Annotated in this window: 18 protein-coding genes; 10 read left to right on the plus strand and 8 right to left on the minus strand. The window is 42.6% G+C overall.

From position 1 onward, the window contains the following. Window positions 1-27: 27 nt before the first annotated feature. On the minus strand, window positions 28-2,217 hold the full coding sequence (locus BKM01_RS07850; RefSeq protein ID WP_072359333.1) for an ATP-dependent DNA helicase: 2,190 nt from the start codon (window positions 2,215-2,217) through the stop codon (window positions 28-30). Between the two features lie 65 nt (window positions 2,218-2,282). Here BKM01_RS07850 and rimK point away from each other — a divergent pair, with 65 nt between their 5' ends. Both rimK and BKM01_RS07860 read left to right on the plus strand, forming a co-directional pair. Then, window positions 2,283-3,221, plus strand: a complete 939-nt coding sequence (rimK, locus tag BKM01_RS07855; protein ID WP_257790275.1) for a 30S ribosomal protein S6--L-glutamate ligase — start codon at window positions 2,283-2,285, stop codon at window positions 3,219-3,221. 153 nt (window positions 3,222-3,374) lie between these two features. Next, window positions 3,375-4,328, plus strand: a complete 954-nt coding sequence (locus tag BKM01_RS07860; protein ID WP_233125604.1) for a mechanosensitive ion channel family protein — start codon at window positions 3,375-3,377, stop codon at window positions 4,326-4,328. A gap of 15 nt (window positions 4,329-4,343) precedes the next feature. Here the strand turns inward: BKM01_RS07860 and BKM01_RS07865 are convergent, their stop codons facing one another. Then, window positions 4,344-5,645, minus strand: coding sequence for a TrpB-like pyridoxal phosphate-dependent enzyme (locus tag BKM01_RS07865; protein WP_072359337.1), 1,302 nt, complete (start codon window positions 5,643-5,645; stop codon window positions 4,344-4,346). Window positions 5,646-5,766: 121 nt separating this feature from the next. Further along, window positions 5,767-6,300: a hypothetical protein gene (locus BKM01_RS07870; protein ID WP_072359340.1), complete on the minus strand. Its 534-nt coding sequence runs from the start codon at window positions 6,298-6,300 to the stop codon at window positions 5,767-5,769. Window positions 6,301-6,579: 279 nt separating this feature from the next. Here BKM01_RS07870 and hmgA point away from each other — a divergent pair, with 279 nt between their 5' ends. After that, entirely contained in the window at window positions 6,580-7,824 is a 1,245-nt protein-coding gene (gene hmgA / locus BKM01_RS07875) for a hydroxymethylglutaryl-CoA reductase (NADPH) (RefSeq protein ID WP_072359343.1), read from the plus strand. Here hmgA and BKM01_RS07880 read toward each other — a convergent pair whose 3' ends face one another. The 4 genes from BKM01_RS07880 to BKM01_RS07895 form a co-directional block, all read right to left on the minus strand. Then, on the minus strand, window positions 7,825-9,510 hold the full coding sequence (locus BKM01_RS07880) for an ATP-dependent DNA ligase (RefSeq protein WP_072359344.1): 1,686 nt from the start codon (window positions 9,508-9,510) through the stop codon (window positions 7,825-7,827). Between the two features lie 16 nt (window positions 9,511-9,526). After that, window positions 9,527-10,525 (minus strand): homoserine dehydrogenase, encoded by a 999-nt coding sequence (locus BKM01_RS07885; RefSeq protein WP_072359345.1) that lies wholly within the window; start codon window positions 10,523-10,525, stop codon window positions 9,527-9,529. 12 nt (window positions 10,526-10,537) lie between these two features. Next, window positions 10,538-11,044 carry an amino acid-binding protein gene (locus BKM01_RS07890; protein WP_072359346.1) on the minus strand — a complete coding sequence of 169 codons (507 nt, stop codon included), beginning with the start codon at window positions 11,042-11,044 and terminating at the stop codon, window positions 10,538-10,540. Window positions 11,045-11,133: 89 nt separating this feature from the next. Then, window positions 11,134-11,967, minus strand: coding sequence for a helix-turn-helix transcriptional regulator (locus BKM01_RS07895; protein WP_143744128.1), 834 nt, complete (start codon window positions 11,965-11,967; stop codon window positions 11,134-11,136). A 261-nt stretch (window positions 11,968-12,228) separates the two neighbouring features. On the opposite strand from BKM01_RS07895, the gene BKM01_RS07900 reads away from it, so the two are divergent. The 4 genes from BKM01_RS07900 (at window position 12,229) to htpX (ending at window position 15,386) form a co-directional block, all read left to right on the plus strand. Continuing rightward, on the plus strand, window positions 12,229-13,968 hold the full coding sequence (locus BKM01_RS07900; protein WP_072359349.1) for a hypothetical protein: 1,740 nt from the start codon (window positions 12,229-12,231) through the stop codon (window positions 13,966-13,968). 5 nt (window positions 13,969-13,973) lie between these two features. Further along, the gene (locus tag BKM01_RS07905) at window positions 13,974-14,228 is read left to right on the plus strand and encodes a hypothetical protein (RefSeq protein ID WP_072359350.1); all 255 of its coding nucleotides are present in this window, start codon (window positions 13,974-13,976) and stop codon (window positions 14,226-14,228) included. An 80-nt stretch (window positions 14,229-14,308) separates the two neighbouring features. After that, a complete protein-coding gene (locus BKM01_RS11170; protein WP_257790276.1) occupies window positions 14,309-14,437 on the plus strand; it encodes a hypothetical protein in 129 nt (42 codons plus the stop codon). A 94-nt stretch (window positions 14,438-14,531) separates the two neighbouring features. Further along, window positions 14,532-15,386, plus strand: coding sequence for a zinc metalloprotease HtpX (gene htpX, locus BKM01_RS07910; protein ID WP_072359351.1), 855 nt, complete (start codon window positions 14,532-14,534; stop codon window positions 15,384-15,386). Here the strand turns inward: htpX and BKM01_RS07915 are convergent. Continuing rightward, window positions 15,383-15,826 carry a DUF488 domain-containing protein gene (locus BKM01_RS07915; RefSeq protein ID WP_072359352.1) on the minus strand — a complete coding sequence of 148 codons (444 nt, stop codon included), beginning with the start codon at window positions 15,824-15,826 and terminating at the stop codon, window positions 15,383-15,385. The two genes, htpX and BKM01_RS07915, sit on opposite strands and share 4 nt — an antisense overlap. A 121-nt stretch (window positions 15,827-15,947) precedes the next feature. Here BKM01_RS07915 and BKM01_RS07920 point away from each other — a divergent pair, with 121 nt between their 5' ends. Genes BKM01_RS07920 through BKM01_RS07930 form a run of 3 tightly spaced genes read left to right on the plus strand, consistent with a single transcriptional unit; the run spans window position 15,948 to window position 19,090 of the window. Beyond that, entirely contained in the window at window positions 15,948-16,601 is a 654-nt protein-coding gene (locus tag BKM01_RS07920; protein ID WP_072359354.1) for a thymidylate synthase, read from the plus strand. Next, entirely contained in the window at window positions 16,602-17,885 is a 1,284-nt protein-coding gene (aroA, locus tag BKM01_RS07925; RefSeq protein WP_072359355.1) for a 3-phosphoshikimate 1-carboxyvinyltransferase, read from the plus strand. Continuing rightward, on the plus strand, window positions 17,882-19,090 hold the full coding sequence (locus BKM01_RS07930) for an NAD(P)/FAD-dependent oxidoreductase (RefSeq protein ID WP_233125606.1): 1,209 nt from the start codon (window positions 17,882-17,884) through the stop codon (window positions 19,088-19,090). The genes aroA and BKM01_RS07930 overlap by 4 nt, the downstream gene beginning before the upstream one ends. Window positions 19,091-19,092 lie beyond the last annotated feature (2 nt).

Below are 19,092 nucleotides of genomic sequence, written 5' to 3' on the forward strand. Positions count from 1 at the left end.
TTTTTGTTTATGTATTAGATAGTTATCTCAGATGAAGTCCTGAAATGTTTTCTGTTGTTTCTTATTTTCCAATGTTTCCGGCTCTACATAACCATTGCTGTCAGTTTCCCTGCCCAGGTAAGAAAGGATTTTTTGGGCTATCTTTGGCCCGACTATACCTGCAAGTTGCTTTTCATTTGCTGTTGCAAGTTTCTGACGGCTGCTATATCCTTTCTTGAAAAGTTTGCGTGCTCTTGCCCTGCCTACATTTGGAATTTCCACCAATTCCATTAGTTCACTGCCTGCGCCATAATGTATCCTTTTTTCAAGTTTAGCACATTCTTTTTCAAGTTGTGGATTTATTCTGGATGCAATCCTTAAAGTGGCATGCATCAACCACTCAGCAATATCAGAGCTGGCATAAATGTCGCCTTCTCCGACCTGATAGTTCTCAACAATTTTTTCCAGGCTTTTCTCATTGATCCATTCCTGGAGTAACAAAGCGGTCTTGACCTCTGAAAGAAACCATTCATATTCTATCTGTTTGAAGGGACTGGGCACTTCTATGAAATCTTCGGTATGATTCATCACATAATCATTTATTATTTCATAATCCCTGTTGCGCAAGTAAAGCAGGCGCATATCCGGTGTACTGCAAATCAGTTGCAACAAAGTCATATCTGTGACATGTGTGGTTTTTTCCAGTCCGCGGATGATTTTTGAAGCCGAAAGAGGATCTATATATAGCGAGGATATCATTTTCCCCAGTTCAGTTGCCCGGATGATTTCATTATCCTGTTCAAGCATTCCCTCATTTTTGAGGAATGTCAGGCAGTCTTCCAGCAGTTCTTCAAAATTCCAGCTCTCTTGCTGGTGGGCAAAAAAAGTGGAACCCAGAAAGGTAAGTATCTCCTTGTGGCAATTTGCAAAACCGCTTGCAATAGTGGAAAGGATATGGGTGCGCAGTGCATTCTCGGTACCCAGTTTGGACCAGATATCTTCTGCAGAAGCGTTGATATATCTCTCCAGCACGTCAGTTAGTTCTTCATATGTTTTCACTATGACTACAGCTTCTCCATAGGGGTCCAGATGTGGCCTGCCTGCCCTGCCGGCCATCTGTTTGTAGTCAAGCACAGGAATAGGCTGCATTCCTGCATTGGGGTCATAGCGTTTATAGCTGCGGATGATCACACGTCGGGCGGGCAGGTTCAACCCGGCTGCCAATGTTGGTGTGCTACAGATCATCTTTACTAAATTGTTCCGGAAAGCATCTTCTACGATCCTGCGATGGGCGGAATTAAGTCCTGCATGATGAAAAGCAACCCCTTTTTTTATGCAGTAGGCAAGAGTTTCAGTAAGCTTAGTCTCCCCGTTTTCCAGAACCTCTTTTGCAACTTCTTCCAGTTCATTGCGCTTTTGCCTGTCGAGCAGTTCTCCTGCAACAGGAGCACACTTCTTTGCAAATCCGACACAATTTCGTCGGCTGCTGTCAAAAACAAGACATTGTCCTTCTTCGATAATAGTGTCCAGTACAAGATTAACAGTGTCTTCCTTGTGGCGTCTTTCGATAAACTTCTGCTCTTCATAGAAATTGATGGCATCCCCGAAAAAAATCCCCTCATGTAAGTCCGTGGGTCTCCACTCACTTAGTACGAGTTTTGCTTCCAGCCACTGAGCAATTTCCATAGCATTACCAACTGTAGCTGAAAGAGCAACCACCTGTGCCTCAGGGTTGAGTCTTTTGAGTTTTGCCAGGGTTACTTCCAGTGTGGGTCCTCTGTTTGCCGAATCCAGCAGATGGACCTCATCAACGATCACAGCGGTGATATCTTTCATCCAGGGTGTGGAATTACGCAAAAGGGAATCCGTTTTCTCGGAGGTAGCAACTATTATGTCATTGGAACCGAGCCATTCATCCCTTGAATCAAAATCTCCTGTTGATATGGCAGTTTTTATACCCAGACTTTCAAATCGTTTAAAATCCCTGAATTTTTCAGAAGCCAGTGCGCGCAGTGGTACAATGTAAAGGGCCTTGCCTCCCTTTTTGATAGCCTTTAACATCGCCATCTCTGCAAGTAAGGTCTTCCCTGATGCTGTGGGGATTGCTGCAAGTAGGTTTTCTCCCTGCAGAAGTCCTTTTTCTACAGCATCTGCCTGGGGCGGATAGAGTTCTTCTATACCGGCCTGAAGATATAGGTTAATGGCTTCTGAAGGTAGGTTCAGTTCTTCTATTTTCATGAAATTTCACATCTAAAGGTGAGTTTGGATATCACTTTTGTTGATGAAAGTTACAAATACAATTAATGGCATTTATATTAAAGGGGAATTGTGGGTTGAAAATAGCTATTTTGTCACAAAATAAAAATTTATATTCTACGCGTAGGCTTGTGGAGGAGGCAAAAATCAAAGGCCATTCTGTAATGGTTGTCAATACTCTTCGCTGCTATATGAATATTACATCTTCAAAGCCTTCCATCCACTATAATGGTCAGGATCTTGATAATTTTGATGCTGTTATTCCGCGCATAGCTGCCTCCATTACATTTTACGGGACTGCGGTTTTACGCCAATTTGAGATAATGGGTGTATTTCCAGTAAATGAATCAGTATCCATTTCAAGGTCCCGGGATAAACTACGCTCCTTGCAGATTCTTTCCAGAAAAGGATTGGGAATGCCTATCACAGGGTTTGCTCGGTCTCCAGATGATGTCGATGATGTCATTAGAATGATTGGAGGTCCTCCATTGGTGGTAAAATTACTTGAAGGTACCCAGGGAATAGGTGTGATTCTTGCCGAGACCAGGAGTGCTTCTGAAAGTTTGATTGATGCCTTTTTAGGGATGGAGGTCAATATAATGTTGCAGGAATATATCAAAGAGGCAGAAGGATCGGATATCCGTTGTTTTGTGGTTGGTAATAAAGTTGTGGCTGCCATGAAAAGACAGGCAAAAGAGGGAGAATTTCGCTCTAACCTTCACCGTGGGGGAACTGCTTGTTCTGTAAAAATTACTCCGGCGGAAAGGAAAACTGCTGTTGAGGCAGCAAAGACTCTTGGATTGAATGTTGCGGGAGTTGATATGCTTAGATCTTCAAGGGGTCCCCTGGTAATGGAGGTAAATTCTTCCCCTGGACTTGAAGGAATCGAAAAGGCATCCGGAAAAAATGTTGCTTCCATGATAATTGATTTTATCGAAGAAAACGCCAGGCCTTGTCGTACACGTACCAAAGGCTCAAAACAATAAAGTTTCTGTTGCAGGTAACAATACAATTAGTGTGTATTCACAGAAAACAGGATTTATAAGCAATAAAATGCTGCTCTAATTTAAGAACACAAATATGGATAAAGATTAAATTATAAGCACTATTATTTATTGGATGTTTTATTAAGAGTAAATATGGTAGGTCCAATGGCAAACACATCAGATGTACTTTCCGACACTTCATGGCATTTCTGGAATTCCTGGCATGCACTGGATATTCTATTCGTAATTTTCGTTATTGTACTTACGATTGTTGCATCAAAATTAGTTGACAGGCTAATTCATCATCAATTTGAAATGGCCAGCCGCAGGATGGATGTCGATGAAACTGCTTATCGAATTATCAGGCATACATCCGTAGCCTTTGTTTATGTATTTGGCTTAGTTCTGATAATTATGCGTTTTCCGACGCTTCAAAATCTTTCCTTTGCTATCTTTGCTGGTGCAGGGTTTTTGGGTATCGTCGTTGGTCTTGCTGCCCAGAACACAATGTCAAATATTATTTCAGGTGTATCCCTTGCCATATTTCGTCCCTTTAGGGTAGGAGATCGTGTTAATGTAAGAGATGATTACGGCAAGGTTACGGACATTACTTTGCGTCATACGGTCGTTAAAACCTGGGATAACCGCAGGCTTATCATACCAAATCATGTAATCAGTGACGAAGCGATCATAAATTGGACTATAGAGGACCCTACGGTATGCTGGCCAATTGAGATCGGTATAAGTTATGATTCCGATATTGATCTGGCCCGTAAGATAATGGTCGACGAAGGTCGCAAAAATAAACATACAATGTCTTTCTCTGAAATTCGGAAATATGATGAAAAGTTCAGTGATGATGATGTTTCTGTCCTTTTAACAGGACTCGGAGATTTTTCAGTTAACCTAAAATTATTTGTGTGGTTGCGGGATAGAAGTTTTGCTTATGGTGCAGGATGTGAGATTAGGGAATCGATTAAAAAGCGTTTCGATAAAGAAGGAATCGAGATTCCGTTCCCATACAGGACACTGGTATACAAAAAAGACCTGATTGCAGAACACGAAAATAGTCATGTCGGGCAAAAAGAAGGAGAAGAGGATTTTTAATATTCTCTTCTTTTTTCACTCGTTTCCAAGTTCCCCGTTGAAATATTTATCATAGGAAATCATATCAAAATGGCCATGGCCACTCAGATTGAACAGGATTGTCTTTTCTTCCCCTGTTTCCTTGCACTTCATTGCCTCATCGATAGCACATTTGATTGCATGGCATGATTCAGGAGCTGGGGCAAATCCTTCTGTTCGGGCAAAGGTCACGCCTGCTTCGAATACTTCGATCTGGTGGTAGTTTGTGGCTTCCAGGAGACCTTCATTGACAAGCTGACTGATTATGGGTGAACAACCGTGATAACGGAGTCCTCCGGCATGGATTGCAGGGGGGATGAAATCGTATCCCAGAGTATGCATTTTCAACAATGGTGTCATCTTTGCCATATCGCCGTAATCATACCTGAATTCGCCGGCGCTTAATGTAGGACATGCGGATGGTTCTACACCGATTACTCTCAAATCCTTGCCATCCATTTTATCTTTGATGAATGGAAGGCCGATTCCAGCAAGGTTACTACCGCCACCACAGCAGCCGATAACGACATCCGGGTAATCCTCTGCCATTTTCATCTGTTCCTGGGTTTCCAGTCCTATTATTGTCTGGTGATGCATAACATGGTTAAGCACACTTCCTAATGCATACCGGGTATTATCATTGAGGGCAGCATCTTCCACAGCTTCACTGATGGCTATACCCAGACTTCCGCTTGTGTCAGGAAAATCTTCCTGGATCTTCCTGCCAAACTGGGTTTCATTGCTCGGGGATGGAATTACATTTGCCCCCCAGAGATTGATCAGGGATTTTCTGTAAGGTTTCTGGTAGAAACTTGATTGTACCATGTATACTTTACATTCAATGTCAAAATAGTTGCATGCAAGAGAAAGAGCACTTCCCCACTGTCCTGCTCCGGTTTCAGTAGTGATCCTTTCGGTTCCCTCTTTCATGTTGTAGTAAGCCTGGGCAATTGAGGTGTTAGGTTTATGGCTTCCAGCAGGGCTTACACCCTCGTGCTTGTAGTAGATCTTTGCAGGTGTGTCGAGTTCCTTTTCAAGTCTTGAGGCACGGTAAAGGGGTGATGGTCTCCAGAGCTTATAGATATCTTTTATTTCATCGGGGATGTCTATGTAACGCTTATCAGACATTTCCTGTTTGATAAGTTCCCTGGCAAAAAGAGGTTCCAGTTCCTCCGGTTTGATTGGTTCATTTGTTGCAGGATTCAATGGAGGCTCAAGTGGGGTGGGCATGTCAGGTAAAATATTATACCATTTCTTTGGCATATCATTTTCATCGAGTATATATTTTGTATATTCCATGATAAGTCCCTCATATTTAATGTACACTTTAGTACTATTTTGTACGGACAGTTGTTTATTTAAGACTATCGGATAATCATACCCGAAAAGGTTGCAAAAGAAAAGATATATTCATGAATTTTTAGGGTTTGCAACCCAGCTCCACTCTTTCTTCTGGTGAGAGGGATAAATAAAAATCGATTATCTCAAGATCATTATAGTGTTTGCTATGCAACACTTCAAAAAAACGGTCAAGTTTTTGGATAGTTTCTTTATGCATGGGCTTTAAAGATAGGAATTCTTTTGATTCTTTTTCCAAACCCACTTTAGCAAGCTTGTCTGCCAGTACTTTCACTGTTTCTCGATCCTGTTTCAAAAATTGTTGTCTTATATAATCTATGTCATCCCTGGGGTCATCAATTCCCTCTTTGTTTTCCCTGAATTCTTTTGCAGTAATATCATCATAAAGATGCATGTACCTTTGATGCAATTTTGCACTTTTTTCCATGTACCAGTACCAGAAGCCATTGTCCATATCAGGATTACTTTCTCTTGTACCATGGCTACTTCTTTCCTTTGCCTTTTTGACCAGCCATTCCCTTCTCCATTTATTGAATTCTGAATCGGGATTTTGGCTGGTCTCGGGGGCTTCGTTTGGACTATCCCCACTCTTCATTAGCTCATACCACCACGTCTGCTATAAAGATAGAGAAGTACAACAGATAGCCTCAACTATCGCTATTAATGTGAGCTTTCTTGTTGTACCACCTGCTATACCACTAGCAAGTTTAAATTATATTTATTCTTATTTAACGTTATCCGCATCGGTTTGTATAGTAATCATTAGTATGAGGAAGTATGTTTTAAGATTTTAATTTCTAAAGATTATTATGCGTGAAATACTTGTAACAATATGTGATAATTATACATATTCACAAAATCATTAGTGATCACAATGAATCCAGAAAATCAACTTTCTATGGAAGAAGAGAAATTATTGGGCCAACTTGTCAGTGGCGACCTTTCAATGCATCGTTTGGACAAACATGTAGAAAAAGATAGGGCTGTGCTCCTTCGCAGAATGGCCCTGGAAAGAATCAGAGATGTGCAATTGGAACATATTGGTTATTTCAGTATAAATGAAAATGAAGCAAGTAAGCGCAATATTGAAAATATGATTGGAGCGGTGCAGGTTCCTCTGGGAATTGCCGGTCCCGTTAAAATAGGTGGGGAATTTGCGCAAGGGGATTATTACCTTCCTCTTGCCACTACAGAAGGAGCTCTGGTTGCCAGTGTGAATCGTGGTTGTTCGGCTATTTCTTTTTCAGGTGGAACTGTAGTGAGGGTCTTCAATGAAGTGATGACCAGGGCGCCTGTGTTTAGGATGAATGATATTAATCATGCAAAAGAATTTGTTGACTGGATAAAAGGTGAGGACGTTTTTGAACAAATTCAAAATAAAGCTTCTGAAACAACGCGTTTTGGTAAACTTACCGGTGTTGAACCATATGTACTGGGTAACAATGTTTACCTGCGTTTTGAATTTGACACCAAGGATGCTATGGGAATGAATATGGTAACTATTGCTACCCAGGCGATTGTAGACCTGATCAGTGATGAGTTCGGTGTTTATCCGGTATCACTTTCTGGAAACATGTGCTCCGACAAAAAACCCGCAGCTATCAATAACATCAAGGGGCGGGGTAAAACTGTGGTTGTTGAGTCTGAATTGCCTGCTGAAGTTGTAGAAAAGAAATTAAAGACCACTCCACAAGCAATGGAAGAGGTGAATTACAGAAAAAATCTTCTGGGTTCTGCCCGTGCGCAGTCCCTGGGATTCAATGCCCATGCGGCCAATATAATCGCTTCCATGTATATTGCCTGTGGCCAGGACCCCGCTCATGTTGTTGAGGGTAGCAGTGCGATAACTACAATGGATGTCACAAAATATGGTTCCCTTTATTGTACTGTGACCCTGCCGGCATTACAGCTGGGTACTGTAGGAGGAGGCACTAAAATAGGTACGCAGGCAGAATGCCTGGCTTTGCTGGGAGTCGCCGGCGGAAGTGATGTACCCGGTGCCAATTCAAAAAAACTGGCTGAAATAATAGCATCAGCGGTACTTGCAGGAGAAATCTCTCTTGTAGGCGCACAGGCAGCCGGCCATCTGGCACGCGCCCATGCTGAACTGGGAAGATAATCAGGATCTCTGGGAGTGGTATATCTCCCCGATCCTTTCCAGGCTCTCTGCTTCTTCAGGAGATTTATCATCCCTCACATTAACAAGCCTGGGAAAACGCAGGGCATATCCGGATTCATAATTGGGACTCTTTTGTATCTCTTCAAAAGCAATCTCAAATACAATTTCGGGTTTTAATTCTATTTTTCTGCCCGCTTCATAAACAATCAAATCTGAGAAAAGAGTGGTAAGTTCTGCCAGTTTTTCGTCTGTAATCCCGGTGGCTACCTTTCCAATGGCAGGGAATTTCCCGGTGTCCGGATCATAACAACCAAGTGCATAGGAACCAATTAGGTTTGCCCGTCGTCCATATCCCCACTCGGCACCGATAACTACAAGGTCCAGGGTTTCCATGAGTGGTTTTTTCTTGAGCCAGTTCTTGCCTCTTTTACCGGGAGAATAAGGTGCATCGGGCTTTTTGATCATTATGCCTTCATGGCCTGCCCTGAGGGCATCTGCATAGATTTCCTGTATCTCTTCCTCATTATCAGTAATAACCTGCCTGTCCACGAGTATCCTGTCATTGCTCTGGACATTCTGGAACAATAACTCTCTTCTTTTCCTGAGGGGATTGTCTATCAGGCTTTCCCCATTAAAATAGAGCACGTCAAAGAGGTTTAGTTTGAGAGGAATTGCTTTGGCAATTGCTTCAACGTCATATTTTCTTCTGAACCGCTTTAGTATGTCCTGGAATGCCCGGGGTTTACCATCTTCTCCGATTGCCACGGCTTCTCCTTCTAGAATAGCCGTGTCTGCATTCACATTTTCCTGAACTGCTTCTACTACATCGGGCAGGGAGGATGTTACATTTTCAAGTCTGCGGGAGAATATGTGTATGTTATCTCCTTTTTTATGTATCTGCACTCTTGCCCCGTCAAACTTCCATTCCACAGCAACTTCTCCAAGGTCATTCAGGGCTGACTGGATACTGGGTGTTACCTGGGCCAGCATCATTTTGACAGGGCGATTCAGCTGAATGTCAAGTTTCTGTACCTCTTCATTGCCACCATTGCAGGCCGCAACGGCTACAAGCCCCAGGTCGTTTGTCAGCATGAATGCCCGCTCGACTACGTTCACATCAGTTTCAAAAGCTTTGGAGATCGCATCCCTGACAATTCCTTCTCCCACACCGATACGCAGTTGCTCGATAGCAAGCCGGGCCAGATAACGTGCCTCTATCGGGGTTGCCGAATTGAAAAGGTATTGTAGATTTTTTATTTTGGTACCCTGGGAACGTTTCCCTGCAGTATCTGCAATATGGGTAAATCTCTCATAAACTTCTTTGATTTCCATGCCGGGTTTTTCTTCAGTAAATGCTGAGAATGTGGACTGTCCGGCAGGATTGGAGGACAGGGCCTGTACTGCTGTTTCCCCTATATCCCCGGTTTTACGGATGATATTTTCAATTTCTTCCTCTGAAATCCCTGATGATTTTGATAGGGCTGTATATAGGAGTCTGTTCCCGACCCCCATCTGCCTGTCACTCCAGGCAGGAAAAACCGAACCCATTACAAAGTGGGTCACGACAGGAAGTTCTTCGATTGTAACCTCTTTCAGGAGTTTTGCAATCACATCGGTCATTTCCAGTGAACCCGGGATATTTTCGATACTTGCACATGTATTTGCAAAATATTCAAAAGAGGTCACTTATGAACACCTGTTCTCAATCTTCCCTGTAAATGGATATAAGGTCGCTCAGGATTGCACTTGCGGTCTCGATAGAACCTGCACCCCTGCCAGTTGAGGTAACTGTGCCTGCAAGATCGGTCTGCACCGATACAACATTGAGTGTCCCCCCAACAGCAAGTGGATGGCTTTCTGGAACTAGACGTGGTGATGTTTGGATACATCCGTCCTTTACTTCCCCAATCTGCTTGATTACATACCCTTCGGATTGAGCCAGGGAGAGAGCTTCGGGAGTGATACTGGTAATTCCTTTTACATCCACATCATGGTATGTTGCTTTCATTCCGAATACATAGTTTGCAAGAATTACAAGTTTACAGGCAGCATCGATTCCTTCCACATCATAGGTTGGGTCGGTTTCAGCAATCCCTAACTCCTGGGATTCTGCAAGCATCTGTTCATATGATGCGTGCTCCTCCATCATCCTTGTTAAGATGTAATTGCAGGTTCCATTCAGGATTCCTTCAATACTGATAATTGAGTTGCCTGCGATAGTATCACGTATCAGGTTTATTGCCGGCATGGCACCACCGACGGTTGCCTCAAACCTGAATTTAGCATTGTTTTTCTGGGCAGCTTCTGCAAGTTCCCCATATTTGAGGGCCAGGGGGCCTTTGTTGGATGTTACCACATCCATACCCTTTTCAAAAGCTGTCAACATGTTGTCAAGTCCCACTCCTCCGGTTTCAATGTCTGTAGGGGTGGTTTCAATGACAACTTCATGTTCTACATTCCTGATAACTTCCAGACCGCTAAGTGTTTCGGATCCTACCCGGCCGTTTTCCTTTTTACTCTTGAGAACCTTTTCAAGATCAAGCCCCTTTTCATCGATAGCAGCACTTCTGGAATCAGCCACAGCAACAACTTTCAGATCAAAACCCTTTTTTTGGATCTCCTCTTTTTTCTGGAGTAATACCTGAGCTACTCCCTGTCCTACAGAACCAAAACCGATTATTGATGCACGAATAATTTTCATATGTATAACTCCTCAGGAAAATTCTGCCCTTATGGGCTCAACAACAAGCAGGTCTTTTTTCTCTGCAACATTTTTTAGTATGCTGATTGCTTCATGCAGTTCTTTTATCCCAACAGCACATATCTTCAGGGAAGCAGATGAAGTAGTATTGATATGGGGCATGGAAAGGGAAATGTCCACAACTTCTGCATACCCGGTCCTGTCAATGCTGTTGATAGTGTCCTGAATATCAGTATGGACAATGTGACCTATCAGGATGACTGCTCCTTCCTCGATCAATCTTTTTTCATCTACTCTGCTGATTCCTATGCCATTTTTTTTAAGTTTATCTATAATTGCATCGAGATTATCAGGTTCGGCTTCAAAAACGAGCTGTACTGGAATGGTGCCTCTTGGTGTCCTTTCTTCATGGTGATGGACAATTGATTTCAGGTTCCCGCGTAATTCTGATATGGGTGTCAGAGCGCAAAGGAGCTGACCTGGCGTGTCTTTCAGTTCTATATCCATTGAAACTCTCATAGGTAACCTCCTTTTGGTATAATTGGATTATCTGTTTTTCATTCTTAACGGGTAATAGACAATTATAGGTTTTGGTGGTCGGGAACTTTTTAATCTTTTAATACCAGTATATTTCCTCTTCCCTTTTTGAACTTGTCAATGAGTCCTCTTCTCTGCAGATCTGCGATCATCAGGCTTGTTTTTGCCTCAGAACAATTAAGTTTCTGCCTGAGATCTTTCTGGGTTATTCTTCCTCCGGCTTTTTTTACTATTGTCAGAATTTCCTTCAGGTCTGCGGGTAGTTCCTCTTCTTTTTTGCCCTCTTCTGGCTGCACTTCTTGAGATATTTCACCAGATGGTGCCATCTCAGGTGTATGTTCAACCTTGGGCATATCCGGAATAGTTGTAACAGGTTTTTGATTATAATCTTCCCTTTTGTGGCGATAAAAATAGATTGCAACAATAAGTAGTGGAATAATGAGTATTAAGAAATAGGAGTAGTTATCCTTATCATCAGATGTTTGTTCAACGATTTTTGTACCTTCCTCTACAGAGGCTGTCAGGTTGCTTAATTCAGTATCGTTGAGGTCTTCAATATCTTCCTCATATACCGGATAAAGCAGTATGTCTATTACGTAATCTCCTTGCTTTTTGATTATAATTTCTTCTTCTGAGTAAGCTGTGAGTGTACCGTTTTCATACCCTCTGGCTTCTATAAGATATGATCCAGGCTCCAGGTTGAATGCATATATCCCATTGCTGGCCACTACTGTTTGTGCAGGAGTTGTGTTTATTTCGAGTATGACATCTTCCTGTGGTTCTAAAGTGTACCAGTTATATAGTGAACCATGAACTGTTGCAGTTTCTTCGGCGGCTGCACAGCTGCACAATACCAGAATACACAGCAGGACAATTGTATTTATTCGAAGTTGCTTGTTACTCACAATCCTAGTTTAATGCAGTATTGCATATATTGTTTGTTGAAAATATGATTCTTCCTTTTTGGTAATTTTTGTTTATTAATCCTTTTTATTGGATTTAATTACTTTTTTAGCCTAATTAAAGCCTTATTTATGAAAATTAAACTATTATAAAGTTTTAAAATGCTTTATTTTTCTTTAAACTTTCCTGTTTTGAAAGTATATTTATATTCTCATCTGCCCAATATGCAATTGATGACGATGCTAAATACAAGGAGGATTGGAATGGATTTCAGAAAGATATTGACTTTTGTTCTGGTCATTGCAATGTGTGCAAGTATGTTTACAGCGGTTGCAGTTGCAAAGCCAGATAATGGAATGAATACAGACCGGGGCAACATGAGCCCTAACAATACTTCCGTTCCTGATGATGTACCGGGAAGGAATATGGAAATGAATACGGACCGGGGCAATATGAATCCTGGCAATACTCCAAACCCTCAAGTTTCTGCTCGTGACAAAGTACCGGGACAGAGGGAGCGGATGAAGAATAATTATGAGAATTCCAGGCAACATCTCCTGAATGTTAAGGACAGGGTCCAAAAGGGACAAATCTCTGCTAATTCCGAAGATGTATTCAATGTGTCCCGTGTGTATCTCAATGATACGATCAACTATATGATAACCCGTCTGTCCGATACAAAGGAAGATTTCGAGAATAAAGGTGTACCAGAGGATTCCATCGAAAGAATCGATGAATACATCGGTCAACTTGAAGAGCAGCAGGAAAAACTCGAAGGTGCTGAAGACCGAAAAGAGCTTGCAGAGATTGCACGGGATGTGCGTAAGATCTGGCATGACGTTTCAAAGGACCTATACAAATTCAGGTCTCTCAACGTCCTGAACGGTGTTGGAAATTATATTGATAAAGCCGACTCCATTTCCGAGCGTCTCGAGTCCGAAATAGAGCGTCTCAATGAAAGTGGAGTGGATACCACAGAAGTCGAACTAATGATTGAGGAGTATAATGCTCTGATTGAAAATGCATCAGAATATCGTGAAATGGCCCTGGATGCAGAGCAAGGCAGCAGTGAATCCCTTGCCTACATGCAACAGTCAGTGAATGCTACACGCCAGGCCAACGATGTACTCCGTGACATCCTGAAATTCCTGAAAGATCACAGGCAGGGATTTGCTAATCTTTCAGAAGATACAAATGTCAGTGCCAATGGCAATGGGACAGCTGTACTGTCTGGTAATTTTGATATAAACCTCTCGGCAACAGATGCAAAAATTGTTGTGAAGGATCTGGCAGGTGATGCAACCATAGAGATGGACGGGGAATATGAGCGGATCACTCCCGAAGAATCCATGGGAAGGGGTACTCCTGCAGCAGTATATCTTAATTTCACAGGAGATGCTCATATTAACGGCAGCCGTCTTACGATGATGGTATCAGGAGAGAACATTTCCATTGATGCAGAGGGTACTGGAAGCACGGTGTTCTCCGGTGATGGAACCTATACCACGGATTCTGACATCATGCAATGGGCAGGAACCTATTCTACAGAGGATGAAGATTTCGATGATGAAGAAGAGATCGAGATTGAAGTAGAAATTGAGGGCGAGCAATCAGAAGTGAAAATAAAGTTCAATGAAACCGAGGATGAGTTTACTCTCAATACCACCGATTTGAATGAAATCATATCCGAGATCGGTAACAGAACTTCATTGAAAGCTAAGCAAATCGAGCAGTATATGGAGATCGATGAGGGCGAAGATTTCGATGATGAAGAAGAGATCGAGATTGAAGTAGAAATTGAAGGCGAGCAATCAGAAGTGAAAATAAAGTTCAATGAAACTGAGGATGAGTTTACTCTCAATACCACCGATTTGAATGAAGTCATATCCGAGATCGGTAACCGAACTTCATTGACGGATGAACAGATCGAGCAGTATATGGAGATCGATGTGGACGAAGACTCAGTAAACAGTACAATGAATGACGAGGCCGGGGAGGAATGAATAGCATGAAAAGATTCATGGCTTTGTTGCTTGTCTTGATCATGTTTTCGTCTTTGATGGTATCGGGTTGTACAAACCAGGATGACTCGGAAGTGGATAATGAAACTGCATCCGAAGATTCTGCGGAAGATATACTTGCACAGGAAGGTGCAGCAATTACCGATGAAGAAATATCGTCACTGGATGATGATCTCGCAGAACTTGAATCAATGCTTGAAGGTGTAGATAATGAATCAGATATTACTGTAGAGGATATCTGAATATCCTCTTTCTTTTTTAGGGGCCATTTATTAATAGAATAATTTATATATTAACATATGATCAACATCAGGAGATGATTATGCAACACGCTAATTTTTATGAAGAAGAAGGTGCACAATACAATCCAGGTAATGTACTCCTTATCTTTGCTCTTGTAATCATGTTCCTTTTGGCCCTGCTTTTGGTAGGTATTGTAGGAGTAACCTGAGTTGAGCGTAATACTTTTATAGAATTACAATTCATTCTTACATAACTAATATGAGCTTATTTTGACATAATCCGAAGTATGCTCGAGGTATATCATGAAGAACATGCTTAAAACTACAGTATTACTTGCAACACTCACGGGTCTGCTGGTAATGGTTGGTTCATACTGGGGTACAGGAGGAATGCTGATTGCTTTTGCCTTTGCTATCCTCATGAATTTCGGTACCTACTGGTATAGTGACAAGATTGTGCTTAAAATGTACAAGGCAAAAGAAGTTACAGAAGCCGAAGCTCCACAGCTGTACCGGATAGTGCATAACCTTGCTTACAATGCCGGCCTGCCAATGCCGCGGGTTTATATTGTGGAGACATCCATGCCCAATGCTTTTGCTACAGGCAGGAATCCTGAGCATGCTGCTGTGGCAGTAACTACAGGTATTATGGATATCCTGAATTCAGAGGAGATCGAAGGTGTTCTGGCTCATGAACTTGCTCATGTCAGGAATAGGGACACACTTATCAGTGCAATAGCCGCAACAATTGCAGGTGTGATCACCCTGGTTGCCACATGGGCCCAGTGGGCAGCAATATTTGGAGGTCTCGGCGGACGTGATGGTGAAGGCAATAATATCATAGGCTTCCTGGCCCTTGTAATAGTTGCTCCCCTTGCAGCCACGATTATACGCCTTGCAATTTCCCGGTCCCGCGAATTTGCAGCGGATTCAGAAGGGGCTCGTATTTCCAAAAATCCCCGGGCTCTTGCAAGTGCTCTTTCTAAACTTGAGAAGGGTGCAAGCAATTACAAGCAGAATCCAAAGGATGTGAAAGCATCTGAAAGTACGGCTCATATGTTTATCGTAAATCCGATAAGGAAAAGCACGATTGCAAACCTTTTCCGTACACATCCTAATACAGAAGAGCGTATTAAACGCCTGGAAAATATGCATTAAAAGATGAGGGATGCCTGTCCGGGTTCGGTCAGGTGTATCACCTTTATCCCCTCTTTTTCAAGTCTTTCTGCAATATGTCTGCGATGACAGTTGCGTGGATTCTTTTCTGCACACATAAGAGCAATCTTTGTATCTTTGTTTGCCTTCCTGTTTATCTGGTATAATAGGTCTGTAAACCCTTTCCTGAAAGCTGCACTTTTCATATATTCTATATAAGAACGCTCACCCATCCCTCCAAGCAAAGGGTAGTGACAATAGACAATTTCATTTTCTGGGAGTTTAACTTTCAGGTTTTCTGCATTGAATTCCGGACGCTGTGATTGTGGATAACTACGTACATCCACAACTATTTTTATGGTATTGTCCAGTAATCTATTCAGGAATTCATCAAAAACGCTATTTCCATAACCAATAGTATAGCATGTCCGCTGGTCTTCCATAAATACTCTATTTGGTACCCGGTTTCATTAGGATTTCGATGGGTTGTTATATATGGGTCTATTCAGGTAAAGATTATATATTCATGAAATTCTATTTCCTTGCAGCTTGAGAGGATTTGACATGGTTCACAATACGCCCATAGGAAGAATAATTAAGGCCGGTACAATTAGCGATGCATGGTATCGCGGACTCAATATAATATGGAATCACGGGGAAAATGTAACTGATGAAAGGGGCAGCAAAATCAAGGAATTCATGAATCTTATGATTGTTATCGATGATCCTTATTCCAATGAAATACCTGCTGACATTTCCTGGAATCAGGAACGTCTGGACGAATATGCAAAACAGCTAATTACGGGAGAAAATCCCCAGGACTTCGAATATACTTACGGGCAGCGATTACGCAACTGGGATGGGCGAGTTGACCAGATTTCCTATGTAATTGACAAGCTCAAAACCAATAAAACCACCCGCAGGGCAACTGCGGTAACATGGATACCCTATATTGATACTGAAGTTGATGAAGTGCCATGTATGATTCTCGATGATTTCAAAGTCCGGAACAATCGGGTTCATATGACCACTCTTTTCCGCAGTCATGATTTCGCAGGAGCCTATCCTGCAAATCTTTACGGTCTTTCACAGCTTCTAAAATATGTGGCACAGAATGCCGGTTATGAGACAGGTACTATTACAACGGTCAGTGTATCTGCACATATATATGAACATGACTGGGACCGTATTGAAAAGATTGTAACAGGAGTGTGCTAAATGAGGGTAAAAGTCAGTCGTACCAGTGTGGAGGGGGAAGTTTTTGCACCCCCCTCAAAAAGTTACACGCACAGGGCAATTACTATTGGTTCCCTTTCTGAGAAGTGTGTTGTTCGCAGGCCACTTATTTCGGAAGATACCAAGGCTACGATCCGTGCATGTAAAATGCTTGGCGCACATATTAATGAGGAGAAAGGGGACCTTTTTATTGAAGGGGTGAAAGGCAAACCTCACATTCCTGAAGATGTAATTGATGTGGGTAATTCGGGTACAACATTGCGTTTCATGACTGCTGTAGCATCCCTTGTGGACGGTGTATCGATTCTAACGGGTGATAATTCCCTGCGCACCAGGCCAAATGGTCCCCTTATTGAAGTTTTGCATGATTTGGGTGCGGAAGTAATATCCACTCTGAATAACGGCTGTGCTCCTCTTGTAGTTAAAGGGGGGTTGAAAGGAGCAATAGCCAAGATAGATGGCTCCATCAGTTCTCAGTTCATCTCCGCACTTTTGATAGCATGTCCCCTCACAAGCCAGAGTACCACTCTTTCCATAAAGGGTGAGCTTCGTTCAAAACCCTATGTCAATGTCACTCTCGAAATACTGCGTGAGGCAGGAGCTGAAATATTTGAAGATAGTAACCATAACATAAAATTCATAATTCCTCCCAATCAGGATTACGATTTAAAGGATTATCTGGTTCCAGGAGACTTTTCTTCTGCATCATATTTACTGGCTGCTGCCGCAATGACCGGTTCCAGGGTAGTTGTGAAGAACATGTTCCCTTCCCAACAGGGGGATATGGCTATAATTGACATACTCAAGCAAATGGGTGCGGGAGTATCCTGGGATAAAGAAAACGGTGTGGTAACGGTTAATGGACGTGATCTAAAAGGTGTACGGGTGGATGCTGCAGCTACGCCGGACCTTGTGCCAACTATAGCTGTCCTGGGTGCTGTCGCTGAAGGACAAACCGTGATAGAGAACGCCGAACATGTCAGGTATAAGGAAACTGACAGGCTACATGCCATGGCTGTGGAACTCAAGAAGATGGGTGTTTCTGTGAAGGAAGATCGGGACCAACTGACAATAAAAGGGGGTAAGCTCAAAGGAGGTGACCTGCATGGCTGGCATGATCATCGTATCGTAATGGCACTTACGATTGCCGGCATGGTTGCGGGTGATACAACCGTGGACACAGCAGAATCGATATTCATCTCCTATCCCAATTTCTTTGATGATATCAGGTCTCTGGGTGCTGATGTTGTTGTGAATAAACAGTGATTGTGACCATGAGGTATGATGTTGCCGTGGTGGGAGCCGGTCCCGTGGGTTCGGTTGCCGCAAGATATGCTGCCCTGCAGGGGGCAAAGGTTGCTCTTTTTGAGGAACATGCAACTGTCGGAAGTCCGGTCCAGTGTGCGGGCCTTTTGAGTGTGCGGGCTATGGATGAGTGTGGTATAAGTCCCAATGACTCTTCGGTTATTAACAGTGTCAGGGGTGCTTTTGTACATTCACCGGCAGGAACCTGTCTTCCTATAGATGGTGGAAGTACCCGTGCCTTTGTGGTCTCACGCAAGATGTTTGACAGGAAACTGGCATCCCTGGCAACTTCTGAAGGAGTGGATATTTTCCTGAACTCAAAGGTTGTTGCAATAGATAATAATTCAGGTTTTAGAAGTTTACATGTCCAAAAAGCAGGTAAACCTGAAGTTATCGAAGCCTCTGTGGTTATAGGTGCAGATGGTGTACGTCATGGTGTGGCTTCCATGGTGGGCCTGCCGGCTCCTTCACGTATTATGTCCGGAATCCAGTTTGAAGTTCAAATGCAAACAATTCGCCAGGACTTTGTGGAGCTTTTCTTAGGTACCTGTGCGCCTGGTTTTTTTGCATGGGTAATTCCATTGTCTGACGGCACTGCAAGGTTTGGACTTGCAACTGATAATTTGGCCAGTCAGGATTCTCTGTCACATCTCTGTGAACTTAAAGACAAACTTTCCAAAACAGGGCGTGCAGTAGATGGTATGCTGGATTTTGTAGTAGGAGGAATTCCTATAGGTGTTGCAGCCAGGACTTTTTCTGACGGTGTATTAATCTGCGGTGATGCAGCAGGTCAGGTAAAACCAACATCCGGGGGGGGTGTTTATACAGGGGCTGTCTGCGCAAAGATAGCAGGTGAAGTTGCTGCAAAAGCAGCATTTGAAAATGATACTTCCCAATCCCGGCTGGAAGAATATGAAATTCGCTGGAAGCAGTCTCTGGGAAAGGAGTTAGATTTGGGGCTGAAAGTGCACAATTTTGTAGGTAGTCTGTCAGATGAACAACTCAATGAATTATTTTCATCCCTTGCAGAACCGAATGTACTTTCATTAATTGAAAAGTATGGGGATATGGATCATCCTTCCATATTATTGCGTAAATTCCTGAATCCTTTAAACTCCAGGCATCTAAAAGGTTTTTTTGTAGCTTTTTTGAAGACCTTGCTGTGAAT

Origin of the sequence: Methanohalophilus portucalensis (assembly GCF_002761295.1) — an archaeon.
Classification (GTDB): Archaea; Halobacteriota; Methanosarcinia; order Methanosarcinales; family Methanosarcinaceae; genus Methanohalophilus; species Methanohalophilus portucalensis.

Excerpts from the sequence above, each read along its gene's own strand:
- BKM01_RS07850 (WP_072359333.1), bottom strand. The coding sequence starts at position 2,217 with ATGAAAATAGAAGAACTGAACCTACCTTCAGAAGCCATTAACCTATAT.
- BKM01_RS07860 (WP_233125604.1), top strand. The coding sequence starts at position 3,375 with ATGGTAGGTCCAATGGCAAACACATCAGATGTACTTTCCGACACTTCA.
- BKM01_RS07915 (WP_072359352.1), bottom strand. The coding sequence starts at position 15,826 with ATGGAAGACCAGCGGACATGCTATACTATTGGTTATGGAAATAGCGTT.
- BKM01_RS07900 (WP_072359349.1), top strand. The coding sequence starts at position 12,229 with ATGGATTTCAGAAAGATATTGACTTTTGTTCTGGTCATTGCAATGTGT.
- BKM01_RS07885 (WP_072359345.1), bottom strand. The coding sequence starts at position 10,525 with ATGAAAATTATTCGTGCATCAATAATCGGTTTTGGTTCTGTAGGACAG.
- BKM01_RS07870 (WP_072359340.1), bottom strand. The coding sequence starts at position 6,300 with ATGAAGAGTGGGGATAGTCCAAACGAAGCCCCCGAGACCAGCCAAAAT.
- hmgA (WP_072359343.1), top strand. The coding sequence starts at position 6,580 with ATGAATCCAGAAAATCAACTTTCTATGGAAGAAGAGAAATTATTGGGC.
- BKM01_RS07890 (WP_072359346.1), bottom strand. The coding sequence starts at position 11,044 with ATGAGAGTTTCAATGGATATAGAACTGAAAGACACGCCAGGTCAGCTC.
- BKM01_RS07865 (WP_072359337.1), bottom strand. The coding sequence starts at position 5,645 with ATGGAATATACAAAATATATACTCGATGAAAATGATATGCCAAAGAAA.
- BKM01_RS11170 (WP_257790276.1), top strand. The coding sequence starts at position 14,309 with ATGCAACACGCTAATTTTTATGAAGAAGAAGGTGCACAATACAATCCA.
- BKM01_RS07920 (WP_072359354.1), top strand. The coding sequence starts at position 15,948 with ATGGTTCACAATACGCCCATAGGAAGAATAATTAAGGCCGGTACAATT.
- rimK (WP_257790275.1), top strand. The coding sequence starts at position 2,283 with ATGGCATTTATATTAAAGGGGAATTGTGGGTTGAAAATAGCTATTTTG.
- htpX (WP_072359351.1), top strand. The coding sequence starts at position 14,532 with ATGAAGAACATGCTTAAAACTACAGTATTACTTGCAACACTCACGGGT.
- BKM01_RS07905 (WP_072359350.1), top strand. The coding sequence starts at position 13,974 with ATGAAAAGATTCATGGCTTTGTTGCTTGTCTTGATCATGTTTTCGTCT.
- aroA (WP_072359355.1), top strand. The coding sequence starts at position 16,602 with ATGAGGGTAAAAGTCAGTCGTACCAGTGTGGAGGGGGAAGTTTTTGCA.